General features: G+C 40.2%; 11 protein-coding genes, 3 pseudogenes and 1 riboswitch. Of the genes and pseudogenes, 2 read left to right on the forward strand and 12 right to left on the reverse strand.

Annotation, left to right across the window (positions count from 1 at the left end):
* The 7 genes and pseudogenes from IGI52_RS22960 to IGI52_RS22990 all read right to left on the reverse strand — a co-directional run bounded on the left by IGI52_RS22960 (position 1) and on the right by IGI52_RS22990 (position 8,161).
* Positions 1-1,188 (reverse strand): bifunctional 3,4-dihydroxy-2-butanone-4-phosphate synthase/GTP cyclohydrolase II, encoded by a 1,188-nt coding sequence (locus IGI52_RS22960; RefSeq protein WP_016178953.1) that lies wholly within the window; start codon positions 1,186-1,188, stop codon positions 1-3.
* Positions 1,181-1,783, reverse strand: coding sequence for a riboflavin synthase (locus tag IGI52_RS22965; RefSeq protein ID WP_154059476.1), 603 nt, complete (start codon positions 1,781-1,783; stop codon positions 1,181-1,183). Before IGI52_RS22965 ends, IGI52_RS22960 begins: the two co-directional genes overlap by 8 nt.
* 3 nt (positions 1,784-1,786) lie before the next feature.
* Positions 1,787-2,842: pseudogene (ribD, locus tag IGI52_RS22970) on the reverse strand (bifunctional diaminohydroxyphosphoribosylaminopyrimidine deaminase/5-amino-6-(5-phosphoribosylamino)uracil reductase RibD).
* 231 nt (positions 2,843-3,073) lie between these two features.
* A riboswitch (FMN riboswitch) is annotated at positions 3,074-3,209 on the reverse strand.
* A 110-nt stretch (positions 3,210-3,319) separates the two neighbouring features.
* Positions 3,320-3,472, reverse strand: a pseudogene (locus tag IGI52_RS22975) (family 1 glycosylhydrolase); the annotation flags it as partial.
* Between the two features lie 414 nt (positions 3,473-3,886).
* Positions 3,887-4,750 (reverse strand): PRD domain-containing protein, encoded by an 864-nt coding sequence (locus tag IGI52_RS22980; protein WP_070505031.1) that lies wholly within the window; start codon positions 4,748-4,750, stop codon positions 3,887-3,889.
* Positions 4,751-4,773: 23 nt separating this feature from the next.
* A pseudogene (locus IGI52_RS22985) lies at positions 4,774-6,176 on the reverse strand (glycoside hydrolase family 1 protein).
* A 77-nt stretch (positions 6,177-6,253) separates the two neighbouring features.
* Positions 6,254-8,161: a beta-glucoside-specific PTS transporter subunit IIABC gene (locus IGI52_RS22990; RefSeq protein WP_016178947.1), complete on the reverse strand. Its 1,908-nt coding sequence runs from the start codon at positions 8,159-8,161 to the stop codon at positions 6,254-6,256.
* Between the two features lie 305 nt (positions 8,162-8,466).
* Between IGI52_RS22990 and IGI52_RS22995 the strand changes: the two genes are divergently transcribed.
* Both IGI52_RS22995 and IGI52_RS23000 read left to right on the forward strand, forming a co-directional pair.
* Positions 8,467-9,033, forward strand: coding sequence for an MFS transporter (locus tag IGI52_RS22995; protein WP_438782485.1), 567 nt, complete (start codon positions 8,467-8,469; stop codon positions 9,031-9,033).
* A 94-nt stretch (positions 9,034-9,127) separates the two neighbouring features.
* The gene (locus IGI52_RS23000) at positions 9,128-9,646 is read left to right on the forward strand and encodes an MFS transporter (protein WP_438782486.1); all 519 of its coding nucleotides are present in this window, start codon (positions 9,128-9,130) and stop codon (positions 9,644-9,646) included.
* Between the two features lie 325 nt (positions 9,647-9,971).
* Here the strand turns inward: IGI52_RS23000 and IGI52_RS23005 are convergent, their stop codons facing one another.
* The 5 genes from IGI52_RS23005 to IGI52_RS23025 form a co-directional block, all read right to left on the reverse strand.
* Positions 9,972-11,249 carry a class II D-tagatose-bisphosphate aldolase non-catalytic subunit gene (locus tag IGI52_RS23005; RefSeq protein WP_016178945.1) on the reverse strand — a complete coding sequence of 426 codons (1,278 nt, stop codon included), beginning with the start codon at positions 11,247-11,249 and terminating at the stop codon, positions 9,972-9,974.
* A 274-nt stretch (positions 11,250-11,523) separates the two neighbouring features.
* Positions 11,524-12,618, reverse strand: coding sequence for a PTS fructose transporter subunit IIC (locus tag IGI52_RS23010; protein WP_438782487.1), 1,095 nt, complete (start codon positions 12,616-12,618; stop codon positions 11,524-11,526).
* An 18-nt stretch (positions 12,619-12,636) separates the two neighbouring features.
* On the reverse strand, positions 12,637-12,951 hold the full coding sequence (locus IGI52_RS23015; protein WP_016178943.1) for a PTS fructose transporter subunit IIB: 315 nt from the start codon (positions 12,949-12,951) through the stop codon (positions 12,637-12,639).
* 36 nt (positions 12,952-12,987) lie between these two features.
* Entirely contained in the window at positions 12,988-13,497 is a 510-nt protein-coding gene (locus IGI52_RS23020) for a PTS sugar transporter subunit IIA (RefSeq protein WP_438782488.1), read from the reverse strand.
* Positions 13,463-15,379, reverse strand: a complete 1,917-nt coding sequence (locus IGI52_RS23025) for a BglG family transcription antiterminator (RefSeq protein WP_438782489.1) — start codon at positions 15,377-15,379, stop codon at positions 13,463-13,465. Before IGI52_RS23025 ends, IGI52_RS23020 begins: the two co-directional genes overlap by 35 nt.
* Positions 15,380-15,646 lie beyond the last annotated feature (267 nt).

The following is a 15,646-nucleotide window of genomic DNA, read 5'->3' on the forward strand; positions in this document are numbered from 1 at the left end:
TTAAATCGATAATAAATGATGAAATTTTTGTTTTTTCGTTTTTAAGTACGCACTATTTTCCTTTAAAGGGGCTGTTTCTAATGGAACCCGTTGGTGAACGTGGATGCCTCGTTCTTCTAGTTCTTTCACCTTCTCCGGATTATTGGTTAACAAGCGAATCTCCTTGATACCATAAGAAGCTAATATTTCTGCAGCAAATTGATACTCCCGTTCATCGGGTTCAAAACCGAGCTCAACATTGGCTTCATAGGTATCTAGACCTTGTTCCTGAAGCTGGTAGGCGCGCAGCTTATTCTTCAAGCCAATGCCTCTTCCTTCCTGTCGCAAATAGAGAATCGCGCCGATTCCTTCTGCTTCAATCATGCGCATCGCTTCATGGAGCTGCTCACCACAATCACAGCGATGAGATCCAAAGACATCTCCGGTTAGACATTCCGAATGAAGCCGCACCAACAATGGCTGTTCTGAGTTTGAAATATCACCCTTTGAAAGAAGCAAATGCTCTCGCTGTTGTCCATCCTCAAACAATGTTAATTCAAAGGACCCGTATTCAGTTGGAAGCTGAACCGTCGTCCTGCCTTGTACCGTCGCAGTCAGATAGTTCGCTAATTCCTCCACTGTGATCATTGGCAGCTGCCATTCTTCTGCTAGTTTTTCCAGCTGTGGACGGCGGGCCATAGAGCCATCGTCATTTAAAATCTCACAAATATAGGCCGCTTCACTTTGATTCGTCATTTTCGCCAAGTCTAACGCGGCTTCAGTATGTCCTCTTCGCACAAGTACGCCTCCAGCTTTCCCAATCAGAGGGAAAATATGCCCCGGTTTGTTAAAATCTGTTCCTTTTGCCTGGGGATCGGCTAGTGCTTTGATTGTTTGTGCTCGTTCACCAGCCGAAATCCCAGTTGTCGTTGACTGATGATCGACACTTACAGTAAAGGCTGTCCCGAAGCTGTCTGTATTTCTTTTGACCATCTCAGAAAGCTGCAATCGTTGAGCTACTTTTTCGGAGATTGGTGCACAGATCAATCCTCGAGCATGTTTTGTCATGAAGTTGACCGTTTCAGTAGTCGCTAGATTTGCAATTCCTACTAAATCTCCTTCTGCTTCACGATCATCATCATCTGCTACAATCACAAGTTGACCCTTTTTTAACTGTTCAATGGCGGCTTCGATTTTTTCTCTATCCATACGATGTGTCCTTTCTTTGGGCTTTGACATATTTTCCTAACAAATCCGTTTCAATATTGACCAATTCTCCTCGCTGTAAACGCCCCAAATTGGTTTGATCCTTCGAGTGGGGAATCAGGCTCACAGAAAACAGGCGATTCGTGGCTTCTGTTACGGTCAGGCTTACACCATTAATTGCTATCGAGCCTTGAGAAATAATTTCACCAGTCAATTCTCTTGGGTAGTCAAACGTTAAAATCAAGGCATTTTCTAACACTCGCTTTTCGACTAAGCGGGTCGTTGTGTCGATGTGTCCAGCGACAAAATGACCTTCAATTCGACCATTGAAGGCTAACGCTCGTTCCAAATTTACTTCGTCAGATACTTTTGCCTTTGAAAACGACGTTCGCTGATACGTTTCTGGCATAATTTCAACCGTAAATTCCTGCTCTGATTTTTTGACGGCGGTCAAGCACACACCATTGATCGCCATACTATCGCCAATCTGATAATCTGCTAGTAGTTTTTTAGACGCTCGGCAGGTTAACAGAATGGTCCTTCCACGAGGAATGATTCGCGTCAGCTTGCCCTTTTCCTTAATAAGTCCTGTAAACATCTGCTACACTCTCCTTCCGACGATTCGAATGTCTGATCCCAATTGTTCAATTGATACACCGCTTAGTGCTGTTACCTGCTCCACTAAGCGTGCGCCGGTAAAACTAGCTGTGCCATTCCCGCCAATAATTTTCGGCGCAAGATAGGTAACCAGCTCATCCCAATAGCCGCTTGCTAAAAAGGCATCATGGATGATAGCTCCGCCTTCAACATAAAGGGATTGAATGTTTCTTTTGGTTAATTCTGTCACGACAAAAGACAGGGAAAGAACCTGATTTCGAATGACTTCGACATGCTCAGGCAGAGGAATCTCATCATCCCTTTCGGTGAAAATGAGCACCGGACTGCTGTCAGCTTGAAAAAGTACGAGTTCTTTATGTGCCAATACTTCCCCTTTTCGATCCAAGACCACTCGGTAAGGAGGAAATTTATCTTCGTCAGTCGTCCCTAAGGTTGGATTGTCAATCAAAGCGGTTTGACTTCCAATCAAAATCGCTTGATAATGCCCCCGTTCTTTGCGGACTCGTTTCAATGCTTCTTCTCCTGTTAAGGGTGTTCTTTGACCAGCTAACGCAATTTTCCCATCTAAGGTCATGGCCTGCTTCAATGTGATAAACGGCCGTTGCTGCTCATGATAAAAATTGTAATGGCGATTTAACCTTCGAACTTCTTCCTCTAAAACCCCTGTAATCACCTCAAGCCCTTGCTCTTCTAAATACTGTTTTCACTTTCCTGCCACGAGGGGATTCGGATCAAGTTGTCCGATGACTACCCGTTTGATCCCACTTTCCAGAATCGCTTGGGTACATGGCGGCTGCTTGCCATAGTGATGACACGGTTCCAGCGTGACATAGAGTGTTGAATTTAATAGTTTTTCGGGAGTTTCACATGATGTCAGCGCATTTTTTTCAGCATGAGGCTGGCCATAAGCTAAGTGCGCGCCTTTGGCAATAACCTGATCATCTTTGACAATCACTGCGCCAACTAAAGGATTCGTAAAGGTTTTGCCTTTGCCCTTTAACGCTTCCTTGATCGCAAGCCGCATAAATGTTTCATGCATACAAATTCCTCCTTTCCAAACAGCTATTTCGCTTTATCGTATTATTTTTTTCAAAAAACGGGAAAAATAATTCTATTCTCGTTACGCATAGCATTTTTCTAACCTGCTGAAGCAGGAAGAAAAACTGCCAAAAAAAGGCCTCGTGTAAGCACATACACGAGGCCGTAACAGATAAACTCAAAGAAACCATAATGAAAAAAGGATAGACCTTCCCCATCATACTTCTGATAAGTTTTTCTTCTCCCATCCAGACTTTAACTGTCGGTTCCAGACTCACACTGGATCAACCGCAAAAATGCGGGTCACGGACTTCAAGGCACGCCTTGTCACCGTCGGTCGGGAATTACACCCTGCCCCGAAGAATACTATTCAATTCACAAAAAATACTACTATTCTTTTTTTGAGTCGTCAACAGAATAATTTTAAAATAACAAAAAATATCAATCATAATCTCTAGAAAAACAGATCATTAAACCGTTATTTTAAATTTTCTCCATTACTTGCTATCACCTGCTTATACCAGTCAAATGATTTCTTCTTGCTGCGTTTTAACGACCACTTTCCTTGGTCATCACTATCCACATAAATAAACCCATAGCGTTTACTCATTTCACCAGTTCCCGCAAAAATTGACCTTTGCTTCCAAGTCAACTATTCTAAGTTCCTTAGAAGATACCATGGATTATCTTAAGAAGACAGATTGGAATGAGATTTATGATCTAATTGACCATTGTGAGAACATGTATATCATTATCCATTAGTGCATAATATTTATTCCATTCAGAATAATTCTATTCAAGATTATTCTGAATGGAATTATCTTTAGTATTTCATTTGATTGTCGTTTCCTAAATGCCCCAGCTAAAACTTTGCAATATGAACTGACTTTGTTGGGGAAGATCATTTACTTGACGGAAATGTTTCACTATAAAAATACAGAAAATCGTGGTTCAACTACCACTTTCGATAGTTGAACCACGATTAATTTGTTTCTCTGATCTAGAATTGATCAACGATTTTTCCCAAACAATCCATTTAGTTATTTCAAATACTTTTTTCCCTTTCTCGTTCCTGTTCCTCCACAATTCGATGAAGATGGACGAGTAAATAGATTTTCTCTTGTTTTGTGATATCCAAGCCGTATTCCTTAGAGATAAAAATTTCAAAGGCTCTGATAATAGCAACTTCATTGGTCATTTTTACGGCTAACGTTTGGTACAGTTCTTCCTTATCCTCATCAGGAAAGAGATTTCCCTCATAGACTCGTTCACTGAAATAATTTAGATGAGTCAAAAAGCGAGAATAAGTAAAGGTATCACGGTTTATTTTTCCGCCTACGATTCTTTGAACGATTTTTTCAAAATTATTCATCAGCTTGGTAATACTCTGATCTCTCTGATGGGAGGAGGATTCCAGCTTGGCGTTAACAAAATGAAGTCCAATGGCTGTAGCTTCACTATCTGGTAGTTGAATTTGAAGCTCTTTGTTTATTAAATCCACTGCATACCTGCCGATACGATATTCATTTTTGTGGTAGAGCATCACATCAGGATAATTGAAGTTTTCACCTACGTTTCCCTCCTTGAGACGCTTTACGACGAATGAGATATGATCGGATAAAGACAAATAGAGGTAGTCTTTTACCTCTATTTGATAGCTGGTAGCGGCATGATCGATAATCTTTTTCACCAAGTTTATATAGGTATCATCCAGGGTGCTGGCTAATTGGACAAAGTTGGTTAGCATTTTGTTATCTGTTAAAATAAACACCTTTTCGATTTCATCGTCTTGGATTTCATGACCGATCGCTTTGTTATACCCAATGCCCTTTCCCATTAAAATGCATTCAGTCCCTGCTTCGTCTAAGGCTAAAACGAGAGAATTATTCATCACTTTTAGCACCTGCATTGGCTCACCGCCTTATCTTTTCTCTAATCTGTCAGCCCGTGATTTTGAATCACGTTTTGATACCAATAAAAACTATCCTTAGGAATTCGTCTTAAATCCTTTAAATCGTGATCCGCTCTATTTACATAAATAAATCCATAACGCTTTTTAAAGCCTTGATGGGAACTTAATATGTCCATCACTGACCACGGACAATAACCGAATAATTCAACTCCGTCTTGAATCGCATCATAACAAGCCGCGATGTGATCGCGAAGATAATCAATTCGATATTGGTCATGAATTTTTCCATCCTCAGTCAACACATCCGCTGTCCTAATCCATTTTCAGTAATAATCAACGGTAATCGGAATTGACGATAATACTCATTCAGGACCAGCCGTAACCCCATTGGATCAATTTGTGCACCGTATTCTGTAGCGATTAAATGTTGGTTTTTCTCCACTCGGAAATATCCATACAGATCAAAGTCAACATCTTTTTCCCGGGTTCCGAATGGGTGCGTTTCATCAGCTGGCAAATAGCTAGCTACGAGTGTCCGATAGTAATTCAGCGCAATAAAATCTGGTTTTGCCGCTTTAAGAATCGTTTTATCTTCCGGTAGTGTAACTGGTGCAATGCCCGCCTTTTCTAAATAAGTTTGATAATAGCCAGGATATTGTCCGAAGCAATACATTTCCAACGCATAATTTGTTTTAAAATTATCATTCATTTTCGCTGCCCAAATATCCATCGGCTTGTTGGAAGCCGGATAGGTCATCGTTGATGAAACTGCTGGTCCGATGCTGCTGCCTGGAATCATTTCATGGCAATCATTCGTCGCATGGGCATGAGCCACAAACATGTGATAATCCATTTGCGCCCGAACACGTTCTCGGTCCTCTGGCTTCACATCGTACATATTCATTCGTTCGTCCACGCGAATCATCAAGTTTTGTTCATTATTCACTTGCCAGTGCTTCACTCGATCACCAAACGCTTGGTAGCATACTTGGGCATATCGTCTAAAAGCATCCACACAAGCTCGTGCTTCCCATCCATTATACTTTACAGCAAGCGCATAAGGTAAATCAAAATGATATAAGGTCACAAAAGGAATAATCTCATTTTCAATCAAGCAATCGATGACCTTATTATAGAAGGCTATTCCTCGTTCATTCACTTCACCGTCTCCATCTGGAATAATACGCGCCCATGAAAGTGAGAAGCGATACGTTTTTAATCCTAATTCTTTCATCAGCTTGATATCTTCTTCATAATGGTGATAAAAATCACTCGCTACTTTTGTGTCCGCCTGCTGAGCAGAACGGGTAAATGAATTGTGGTCAGCAACAGATTCCCCTTTGCCGTCCTCGTCCCAAGCTCCTTCTATTTGAAAGGCTGAGGAAGAAGCTCCCCACCAAAAGTTTTCATCGAATTTTTTCATATAATTTTAGCTCCTTCATACTTTTTCGAATACATGATGTTTATCAGAATACAACTCATCTGCACTTCTTGGGTTGTTTAAATTGCTGAATTCGTCAGCAAAAATAATAAGTTGCTGTTTGTTTCAATATGATTATCTTTGGTTGAACCAATCGCTACATAATTATTCGAATTCGTAATAATTACTGATGTCGTTAAGTCATATCCCGCAGCTTCAATCCCTTGCATATCGAAGGAAACGATTCGCTGTCCTTTAGTCAAATGCTCTCCAACATTCGCATGCTTTTCAAAGAATTTCCCATCCAAATTCACTGTATCAATTCCAATATGAATCAACATCTCAACACCATTATCTAATGTTAAGCCGATGGCGTGCATGGTTGGATAAAGTACACTGACCGTTGCATCCATTGGCGCTACGATCTCACCTTTGCTTGGATACACGGCGATTCCTTTGCCCATTGCTCCAGAAGCAAAGACTTCATCTGGAACGTCCGCTAAGGAAATTGTCCGACCTTCTACCGGTGAATCTACGACTAAATCACTGTCCTCAAATACCAAATCATCGTTAATCGCTTCCTTCACCGCATCCGTCAATGTTTCCTGAACCTTCTTTGCATTTTCCTCTGGAAGATCTTTAAACCCTAAAACAACCGTCATAATACAAGCACCGCCAAACGCAATTAAACATCCTAACAGGTAGCAAACAAAGGCTTTCGTTCCTGCCTCTGCGTATACTGGGATCGTCAACACTCCTTGGTTAGCAAACGCATTTCCATAAGAGCCTCCCCAGCCCATCAATGCTCCGCCCAGCGCACCGCTGATCACGGCATAAATCATTGGTTTTTTCAGACGTAAATTGGCGCCATAAATTGCCGGTTCAGTGATTCCGAACAACGCAGTTACCGTTGCTGAAGCTGCGACTGTTTTTAAGTTTTTATTTTTCGTTTTCAAAAATACCCCTAAAGCTGCTCCAGCTTGAGAAAAATTAGCTGCTCCAGCAAAAGCTAGTAAATTTTGACGCCCGGTTTTGGCTACATCGTTGATCCCGATCGGAATAATCGCCCGATGCGCACCAAAGATAACCAACACACACCAGATTCCACCAATGAAGGCGCCTAATAAGATTGGGCTCAACCCCATGATATAGTAGTACGCCCAGTTCACTACATTACCAAAATAAATACCAATTGGACCAAAAATCATTAAGGTTGCCGGCACCATCACCAATAACGACAACGTTGGAACCATGATGACTTTTAATACTTCCGGCATGATTTTTTTGACGAAGCCCTCTACGTATGCCAAAACAAAAACAGCAATAATAATCGGCACAACGGACGATACATAATTTGCTTGTGTAATTCCGATACCGAATAAAGTCACTGGATTCTCACCGGTCATTAAATCAACAATTGCCGGATAACAAAGCGTCGCTCCTAAAATCATGGCAATGTAATCGTTGGTTTTGAAAACTTTCGCAGCTGAACGTGCTAAAATAATCGGCATAAAATAAAAGAGTGCATCAGAAGCTGCGTTTAAAATGATGTACGTATTGTATGTTTTAATATCGACACCATACATATTCAGCCCAATCAATGCTGCGACGGCTAAGATCCCTTTTAACATACCTGAGGCTGCGATTGCTGGAACCGTTGGTGTAAAGATTGCGGCTACTGTATTTAATATTTTCGTCCCAATTCCAATCTTTTCGCCATTATCATTGTTCGTTTCCTCTAACTCACCCACCATCGGCATCAGTTCATCATAGATCTTTTCAACTTTATTCCCTAAGACGATTTGAAACTGCCCGCTTGCTTCAACGACTTGGATGACCCCTTCTAAATTTGAAATGACTTCTTTATTTGCTTTGCTTTTGTCCTTTAGCACAAAGCGCAAACGAGTAAAACAATGGGTCAAGCTGGAAATATTTTCTTTCCCGCCGACCTCTTCTAAAATTCGTTGTGCCACATCGTGGTTATCCATTTTTTAATCCTCCAAAAATTTATTTTTTGTGATCTTCGATTTCCCTTGGCCAAAGGTCCGCGTTTTTTAACAAAAAAAAGATCAAATATACATAAATAACACCATGAGCCATGGATATCATTTACGTACACTTGATCTCGCCTGCATTACCAGTAACGCGTCAAACGAACGCGGTTATTAAATTTACATCCACACTATAGCATGTGATTTTTTCAAATGCAAGCGAATTCAAAATAAAAATTTTATTTGCATTTTTTTCTCATTTTACGTTATGCTTGTCCTTGAATTTTTAAATCACGAAGGGTGTGTTCATCATAAAAAAACAAGAACAAAAAATATTATTAATAATAGTCGCGTTATTTTGGTTTGCCCAATATGTTTATATCCCTTACCAGACTCCTTACTTAGCAGCAATCAATGTATCTACGAGTTTCATCGGCGTGATTGTTGGCTCTTACGGCATTTCTCAGTTGGCATTGCGCCTGCCTGTGGGTATCTTGGCTGATTTGCGGCCGAACCACCGTTTATTTATTTCATTGGGCACTTTGTGTGCGGGAGTTGCTTCCTTATTTCGCATCTTTTTTCAAAGCGGCACTGGTTTTTTATTAGGTAATGTTTTCTCAGGCTTTGCCAGTGCTACTTGGATTTCTTTCATGGTTTACTACCTTAGTCTCCATGATAACCAAATGCAAACCGCAGCAACTGGAAAAATTATCATGACGAATAATATTGGCATGCTGATTGGTTTTATTACGAGCAGCCTATTATATAATCATATTGGCATGACGAATATTTGTTTATTGAGTGTCTTAGGAGGTTTCTCTGGTTTTGTTATTTCATTAAAACTAAAAAAAAACAGACACAAACATTGAGATAGCCGTTAATGTAAAAGAGCTACTAGCTGTTGGCAAGCAGCCAAAATTAATTCTATTCTCTTTTTTAGCTCTCATTCAACAAGGAATCCAAATGTCTACAACTATGTCCTTTACAAATCAATTACTCAAAGAACAAGGTGCGACTGATTTTCAAGTTGGACTCTCCTCAATCACTTACATGTTATCAGCAGTTATCTTTTCTCGAATTGGTTCAGATATCTCTCTAAATTCTCAGCGCAGAAAATGGCTAACGTTCACATCGTTTGGACTGCTGGCACTTTACTGTTTTACTGTTCCATTGGTAAATGCCCTGCCAGTTTTTTATCTTTTACAACTCATTCCCGGTGTCGGTACTGGAATCCTATTCTCATTACTCACTTCTGAAGCCATGGAAGGCATAGAACTCAATAAAAAATCAAGCGCTATGGGCTTCTTTCAGGCAATCTACGCGATTGGTATGACGCTTTTTCCTGTTATAGTCGGTGCCATCAATAATGCATTGAACTTGAAAATCGCCTACTGGGTATTAGCAGGCACTTCGCTTGTTGGTGGGGTAGTTGTTCTTGTTTATTACACTGTTCAAAAGAAGAAAGAAAATTTCAAAAGTTAGCTCCATGCTAAATTAAGGATAACAAAACTTTCTTTAGAGGAAGCTTGCTCTCCTATTTGTTTTTGAATATATGTGTGACATAAGAGGATTGAATAGTGAAATTTATAATTTGCATTTTTCCGACGTAAAATTTTAGAAGAATTCTCGTACGCCTGTTATTCTTCTAAGCTTGCTAAAGCAATTAGAACTGCCGATACTCTTCACTAAAAAAGGAACGAAACACTCTTAAATAGTGCTCGTTCCGATTAATTGTAATTTTTAACTGTAATTCCATGAACCCTTGCTTCAAAGGGGTTAATTATTACTTACACTCCTAATCGTCTATCTATTTGACGCTATTCTTAATGCGTGTTGTTACACCATTTAGGTTATAACACTCTGCATAGTCACGAATCGGACGTTTGATATGATCGACTACATAACGTTGGCCATCGATATTATGCGCCTTCAAGTTCTTGTACATTTTTTCGATTTCGGCTTTTACTTCATCGTCATTGAAGGTATAGTGACCGGCAATGTCTAGGATTTCCGCTTGAAGTTCGGCGTCATTTTGTTCCATGATTTGATCGACGGTTAATTCTTTTTGCTCACCGACCATCCATTTTCTCCAGCGTTCGCTCTTGATCGCGTGTTCTAATAAAACATCCCGTGTGTTTGAAGCGTCCTTGACTAAACCATATTCCACTAATTTTGCTTCGACTGCCGCCAGATTCAAGTACGCCCGAGTTTCTTCCGTACCGTATTGCGGTGCCACATTTGTTGCAGTGATTGCTGAAGGAATATGTTCTAGCAGTGTCACATCATCTAAGTAATCGCCGTTGTGTTCCTTCAATCCAACGCCGTATTTCTTTGCCATTTGGGCTAAATCATAGGCGTTTTTAAAGTTGAAGGTTCCGACTTGTTCAGTTTTACGGGTCAACGTTCCTGTCTGTCCAACAATGAAGGTCGGCATTGGCAATCCGCGTTTTTCTAACTCTTCCTTCAATTTAAGAATAAATGTTTCGTAGGTTTCTGTTGAAGTTAAGCCGCCATTGGTTTCTTCGGTTCCAACTTCATAGCCGATCTCTGGTAAATTCCGCGCTTTACGTTCTTGTTCACAAAATTCAATCAAATCCACTGTCCGTTCCAATACAGTATCTAATGGAATGACTTTCCCAACTTCGAACGGATCTTTGGTTGGATCGATCATCAATAAATCAAAGCCGGCTTCAATATCGGCAACGTATGATTTTTTCCCTAATTCCATCGCTTTTTCAGTTGGCAGATGGTCGTTGCGTTCTTTATCACGCTGCCAAGGCCCGCCGTGATCTCGACATAAGTAGTATAGATTGTCATAGTTGATTTCTGCCGCGACTTCTTCCACCGCTTTAGCAAAGGTAAATTGATTCCAACCATTTACATAGCCGCCGCCCAATTCATCTGCATCCACTTGATTCCGGCTGGCAATAAACATTACAGGATAATCATCATCTTTTGATAGCTCCAGTGTCGCTTGGACACAGTTTTTTGACATCGGTCCAATTCCTAGTAAAGTAGCACTTTTCCCTGTTGCCTGTAAATCAAGTAACCCTTCTACGACTGTTTTAATCGGTAGCTTTTCCATTCCTTGACATCTCCATTTCGTGTAATTAAATTTGAGTCCATGTTTCTTATCACACTTAAAGTATAAGGTGGAAATGCAGGCGTGAATATTACATTTGTTTGCAACAAGTCAATGCATCAGCGCCGTTACTTGTTGCAGAATCGGTTGGAACTTGTTGCAATTGATTAGAGCTCTCTATTCTGTTTATCTGTTATTTTTATAATGATATTTACACTAAAAAAGCAAGAGGATGTAAAACTCCATCTTGCTTTATCGCTTCATTATAAACACCTTTTTACTTCGCTACTTCCGCCTGTTCAGTTGCATCAGGCTTTTTTTTCTGACTTTTTTCATCAACTAAACTTGGTTTCGTGAAATGCAGAATCCCTGCTGAGATTACTGCACCAACGATGATGGAAAGTGCATACCATAATTTACCGTTCACGACCGGCAGGATAATAAATCCGCCATGAGGAACTAACGCTTCTACACCAGTCGCCATACCCATGGCGCCACCGACTGCACTCCCGATAATGATTGCTGGTAGGACCCGTTTGATGTCTTTTGCCGCAAATGGAATCGCGCCTTCTGTGATACCGATCAGGGACATGAAGAATGCCGAAATTCCCAAGTCTTTATCTTCGGCGGTATATTTTTTCCGATCAACAAATGTCGAGATTGCCATTGCCAATGGCGGGATCGCACAAGCGATACGATGCGCGCCATTTGGCCCGTAGACGCCTTCGGCCATCAAGGCTAATGTAAATGCGGTCGCTGTTTTATTGATCGGTCCACCCATATCGACTGCCGTCATGGCACCTAAAATCAAGCCTAAAATAAGAGCACTACCACCTTGCATTTGGCCAAGAACTTCAACTAACCAATCCATCGCTACACCGATCGGCACAGAGATAACGTAAATATAGAACATACCCAGTACAAAGGTCGTCACTACCGGTACAATCAAGATCGGCATGATCGTTTTGATTGTTGATGGCACCTTCCAGGTTTTACACCAGCGAACAAAGTAACCAGCGGCCACACCCATTATCATCGCACCAAGGAAGCCTGTCTTGACTTGACCTGCACCGATCGGATTATTCGCAACAAAACCTAAGATCATTCCCGGAACTAACCCTGGTTTACCTGCTAATGAATTCGCGATATAACCTGAAAGCAAAGGAATCATCATCGCAAAACCTGCCGCACCCAAATCATTCAGGTTTTGCATGAAGGGACTGGTGATTTCCATCCCAGCATCAGTCGCCTTACCGGTAGCTAAAGCGACGGCTAAGAAGATACCTCCAACAACAACTGATGGCAACATGAAAGAAACCCCAGTATTAAAGGCTTTTTGTAAGTCTTTAACGAACTTTTTCTCTTTTTTCATTTTTTTAAGTCTCCCTTTTTATAATTTTTCTGCTTCATCAATGTACTTGGCAGGATATTTGATCATATCCCCTGGCTCCACTGACAACGATTTACCAGAATCGATCTTTTCTTCAAAACGTTCGCCATCTTCTACATCGATGGCCACCGCCAAGATCAATACGTCCGCTTGATCAATGTCTTCTTGTTCTAATTCATTTTCAATCCCCATACTGCCTTGTGTTTCTACTTGGACCTCATGTCCGCGTTTTTTGCATTCTTTTTCAATCGCCTCTTGTGCCATATAGGTATGCGCAATCCCTGTCGGACATGCTGTAACTGCGACTATTTTCATTTTGTATTCCTCCTTAACGTATCTGTGTAACATTTTTTAAATTTCAATAGAACTTAAATGTTCATATATTTTATGCTTGTCTGTTTCCTTCAATAATTTATTTCTAAAGTCATCATCCAGTAATTTCTTACTTAATTGCGAAATAAATTTTAGATGCATCTTGCTTTCGCTGTTTTGCGGGACACCGATCAAAAAGACCAAACGAACCATTTCTTCATTTTCTTTCGTCCATTGAAAGGGTTGCTTCACTCGTAAAAAAGCAATGAAAGGCTTCAACACCGCTTCTGTTTTTCCATGAGGAATCGCGATATCATAACCGATCGCGGTGGGTACTTCATCCTCCCGTTTCATCACTGCTTGAAACAAGGTATCTGCATCTTCTACGTATCCGACAAACTCTGCCGTATCAACGATGTGTTGGATTGCTTCTTCTTGATTGTCTAAATCACTATCTAAAAAAATTAAATCAGTTGTAATAACACCTTTACTGTTTTCCTGCACTTTCTCCATCTTACTCACTCCCAAGTTTTCTAAACAACACATCATTTGTCGTTGCCTCACGTAATTGTTTTAATTGTTCATTGCTATCGATGATGTTATAAATATCGGCTAAAATATTCCGCGTTTGGAAGGTATCCTGCTTCGCGATACAAATCAAAAACACCAGATCAACATAATATTTATTCCATTTGAATTTCTTTTTGTTTTTAACTAGAACGATGATTGTTTGATTGACACAGGTTGAATTGCCATGAGGGACGGCTGTCCCTGTTGGAAGATCCGTGCTGCCCATCTCTTCACGCTCCTGGACTGTTTGAATAAATTGCTGAGTCACAAACCCATTTTCAATCAGGACCTCGCCGACTTGTTCGATCAGCTCTTCCTTAGAAGAAAAATTAGTGTTTACAAAGACAAAATCCTTGTCGACAAATTTCATCAGATGATGGGCTCGTACAAGCTTCAACACGTTATTTTCAGCCTTTGGTAAAAGATCAGATTGTTTGATTCGTTCGATATCTTCCTTGGTCAAAAACGGCGAGACCAAGATGACTTGCTTTTTCGGAAGATCCACTTTGATCGTTGAAATAATCAAGTCATACTCATTAAGAGGCATCTGTTCTAATTCTGCGACCGAAGCCACCTCAAAAGTATCCAATGAGGGCAAAACATTTTTTATTCGATTGATTAACAGCTCCGAAGTCGCAATCCCCATTTGACAAACGATCAAAATTTTCCGATTCATCCGTGCCCGTTCAATCGCGGCTTGAAAATACATCGTTAAAAACGCAATTTCATCTTCATTAAAGCTGATACCTAATTCCTGCTCATACTCACTTAAGACCACCCAAATGACATTGAAGGTCAAAGAGAATTCATTCTTGATTTGTGAAGTAAACGGATTTTCTGTTTTATTGTTTGAGCGTAACCGATAGATCATTGGCGGAATGTGGTTTTTCAATTGCTCTTCCAGCTTCTGGTCACTGGCAAAATTGATATTTAACGCCGCGGATACTCTTGAAAGTAGCCGCTCGACGATCACTTCATCGACCTCTTCTTCCGGTAACGGTTCAAAACGATTTGAAATGAGCTGTAGTGATAAGTAATGGACATCTTCATTGGTATAAGTAAGCTCCAATCGCAAAGCCGCCTTATGCAGCATTCGAACCGCACTTTCTTCAAAGAAAATCGTTGTTTCACTGGCATCTGTTCTTTTCAACTCTTCAATATGATGCCCCTTAGCGATTCTGAAAACCAAGATAATAAAAATATTCAAGATATTCTGAACGTAATAATCAGAGATAGCGTTCACATTTTCTCGGATATACGTATACAAAATATTTGAGCAAACATTGATCAAGCTCTCACCATAATACGTATCAAGTAATTTGATCTTTTCAGCGAAATCTTCGTCATACAGTTCAGAATTATTTAGTAAATAACGATTGAACTGTAATAAGGCTTTCTGGATATCTTCTTCGCTTCCTATTAATGACGTTCCATGAATATCGCTGCATAACTTAATCCTAGAGCCAACATTCAGAATTTTCATGATAAATTCAAAATCCTTGATAATAGAAGTTTTACTAACCATAAAGCTATCTGATAAATGATTGAAGCTGACTACCTTTTCTTTAAATAGCAGAATATTCATGATTTCGACTCTTCGATTGAAGGTATTATAGATATCACTGGCTTCTTTTTTTTCCTCGATCGCTTCGACTTCTTTGAAACGCTTTATCGCGATACCCACGCCACGCTTTTTTTCAAGATATTCTCCCGAGCTCTGGAGATAATCTTCAATGATCCTTAATTCGCTGTGAGTGGTTCGTTTTGAAACCCCCAGCTTGCTTGCAAAATACTCCACTGTTTGAAAGTCGCTTTGCTGGGCCAACAACTCCAACAATTCTTTTTGTCTTTTTGTAAGCATGATGTAAAACACTTCCTTACTATCTAGAATAAAGGCCTTAATCTTTTTGATAGCGTTATCATGATCATGGCTTCATTATAGATGGGCTTTTTGAGATTGACTATTACATTTCCCTGCAACAAGTCGCTACAACATCTCGTTTACTTGTTGCAGAAAATAAGACTAAAATTTTGCAATTAATCTGCGAATGAACTCTTACTCTATAAAAAGATAATGATGTACTTTTCGTGTAAAAACAAAAAAACTCCCACAACTCCAATCATTACG

It is taken from the genome of Enterococcus sp. DIV0187, assembly GCF_051713785.1.
In the GTDB taxonomy this organism is placed as follows: Bacteria; Bacillota; Bacilli; order Lactobacillales; family Enterococcaceae; genus Enterococcus_A; species Enterococcus_A avium.

Coding starts and splice junctions, on each gene's coding strand:
- IGI52_RS22960 (WP_016178953.1), bottom strand. CDS start 1,188: ATGGATAGAGAAAAAATCGAAGCCGCCATTGAACAGTTAAAAAAGGGT.
- IGI52_RS22965 (WP_154059476.1), bottom strand. CDS start 1,783: ATGTTTACAGGACTTATTAAGGAAAAGGGCAAGCTGACGCGAATCATT.
- IGI52_RS22980 (WP_070505031.1), bottom strand. CDS start 4,750: ATGCAGGTGCTAAAAGTGATGAATAATTCTCTCGTTTTAGCCTTAGAC.
- IGI52_RS22990 (WP_016178947.1), bottom strand. CDS start 8,161: ATGGATAACCACGATGTGGCACAACGAATTTTAGAAGAGGTCGGCGGG.
- IGI52_RS23000 (WP_438782486.1), top strand. CDS start 9,128: ATGTCTACAACTATGTCCTTTACAAATCAATTACTCAAAGAACAAGGT.
- IGI52_RS23005 (WP_016178945.1), bottom strand. CDS start 11,249: ATGGAAAAGCTACCGATTAAAACAGTCGTAGAAGGGTTACTTGATTTA.
- IGI52_RS23010 (WP_438782487.1), bottom strand. CDS start 12,618: ATGAAAAAAGAGAAAAAGTTCGTTAAAGACTTACAAAAAGCCTTTAAT.
- IGI52_RS23015 (WP_016178943.1), bottom strand. CDS start 12,951: ATGAAAATAGTCGCAGTTACAGCATGTCCGACAGGGATTGCGCATACC.
- IGI52_RS23020 (WP_438782488.1), bottom strand. CDS start 13,497: ATGATGTGTTGTTTAGAAAACTTGGGAGTGAGTAAGATGGAGAAAGTG.
- IGI52_RS23025 (WP_438782489.1), bottom strand. CDS start 15,379: ATGCTTACAAAAAGACAAAAAGAATTGTTGGAGTTGTTGGCCCAGCAA.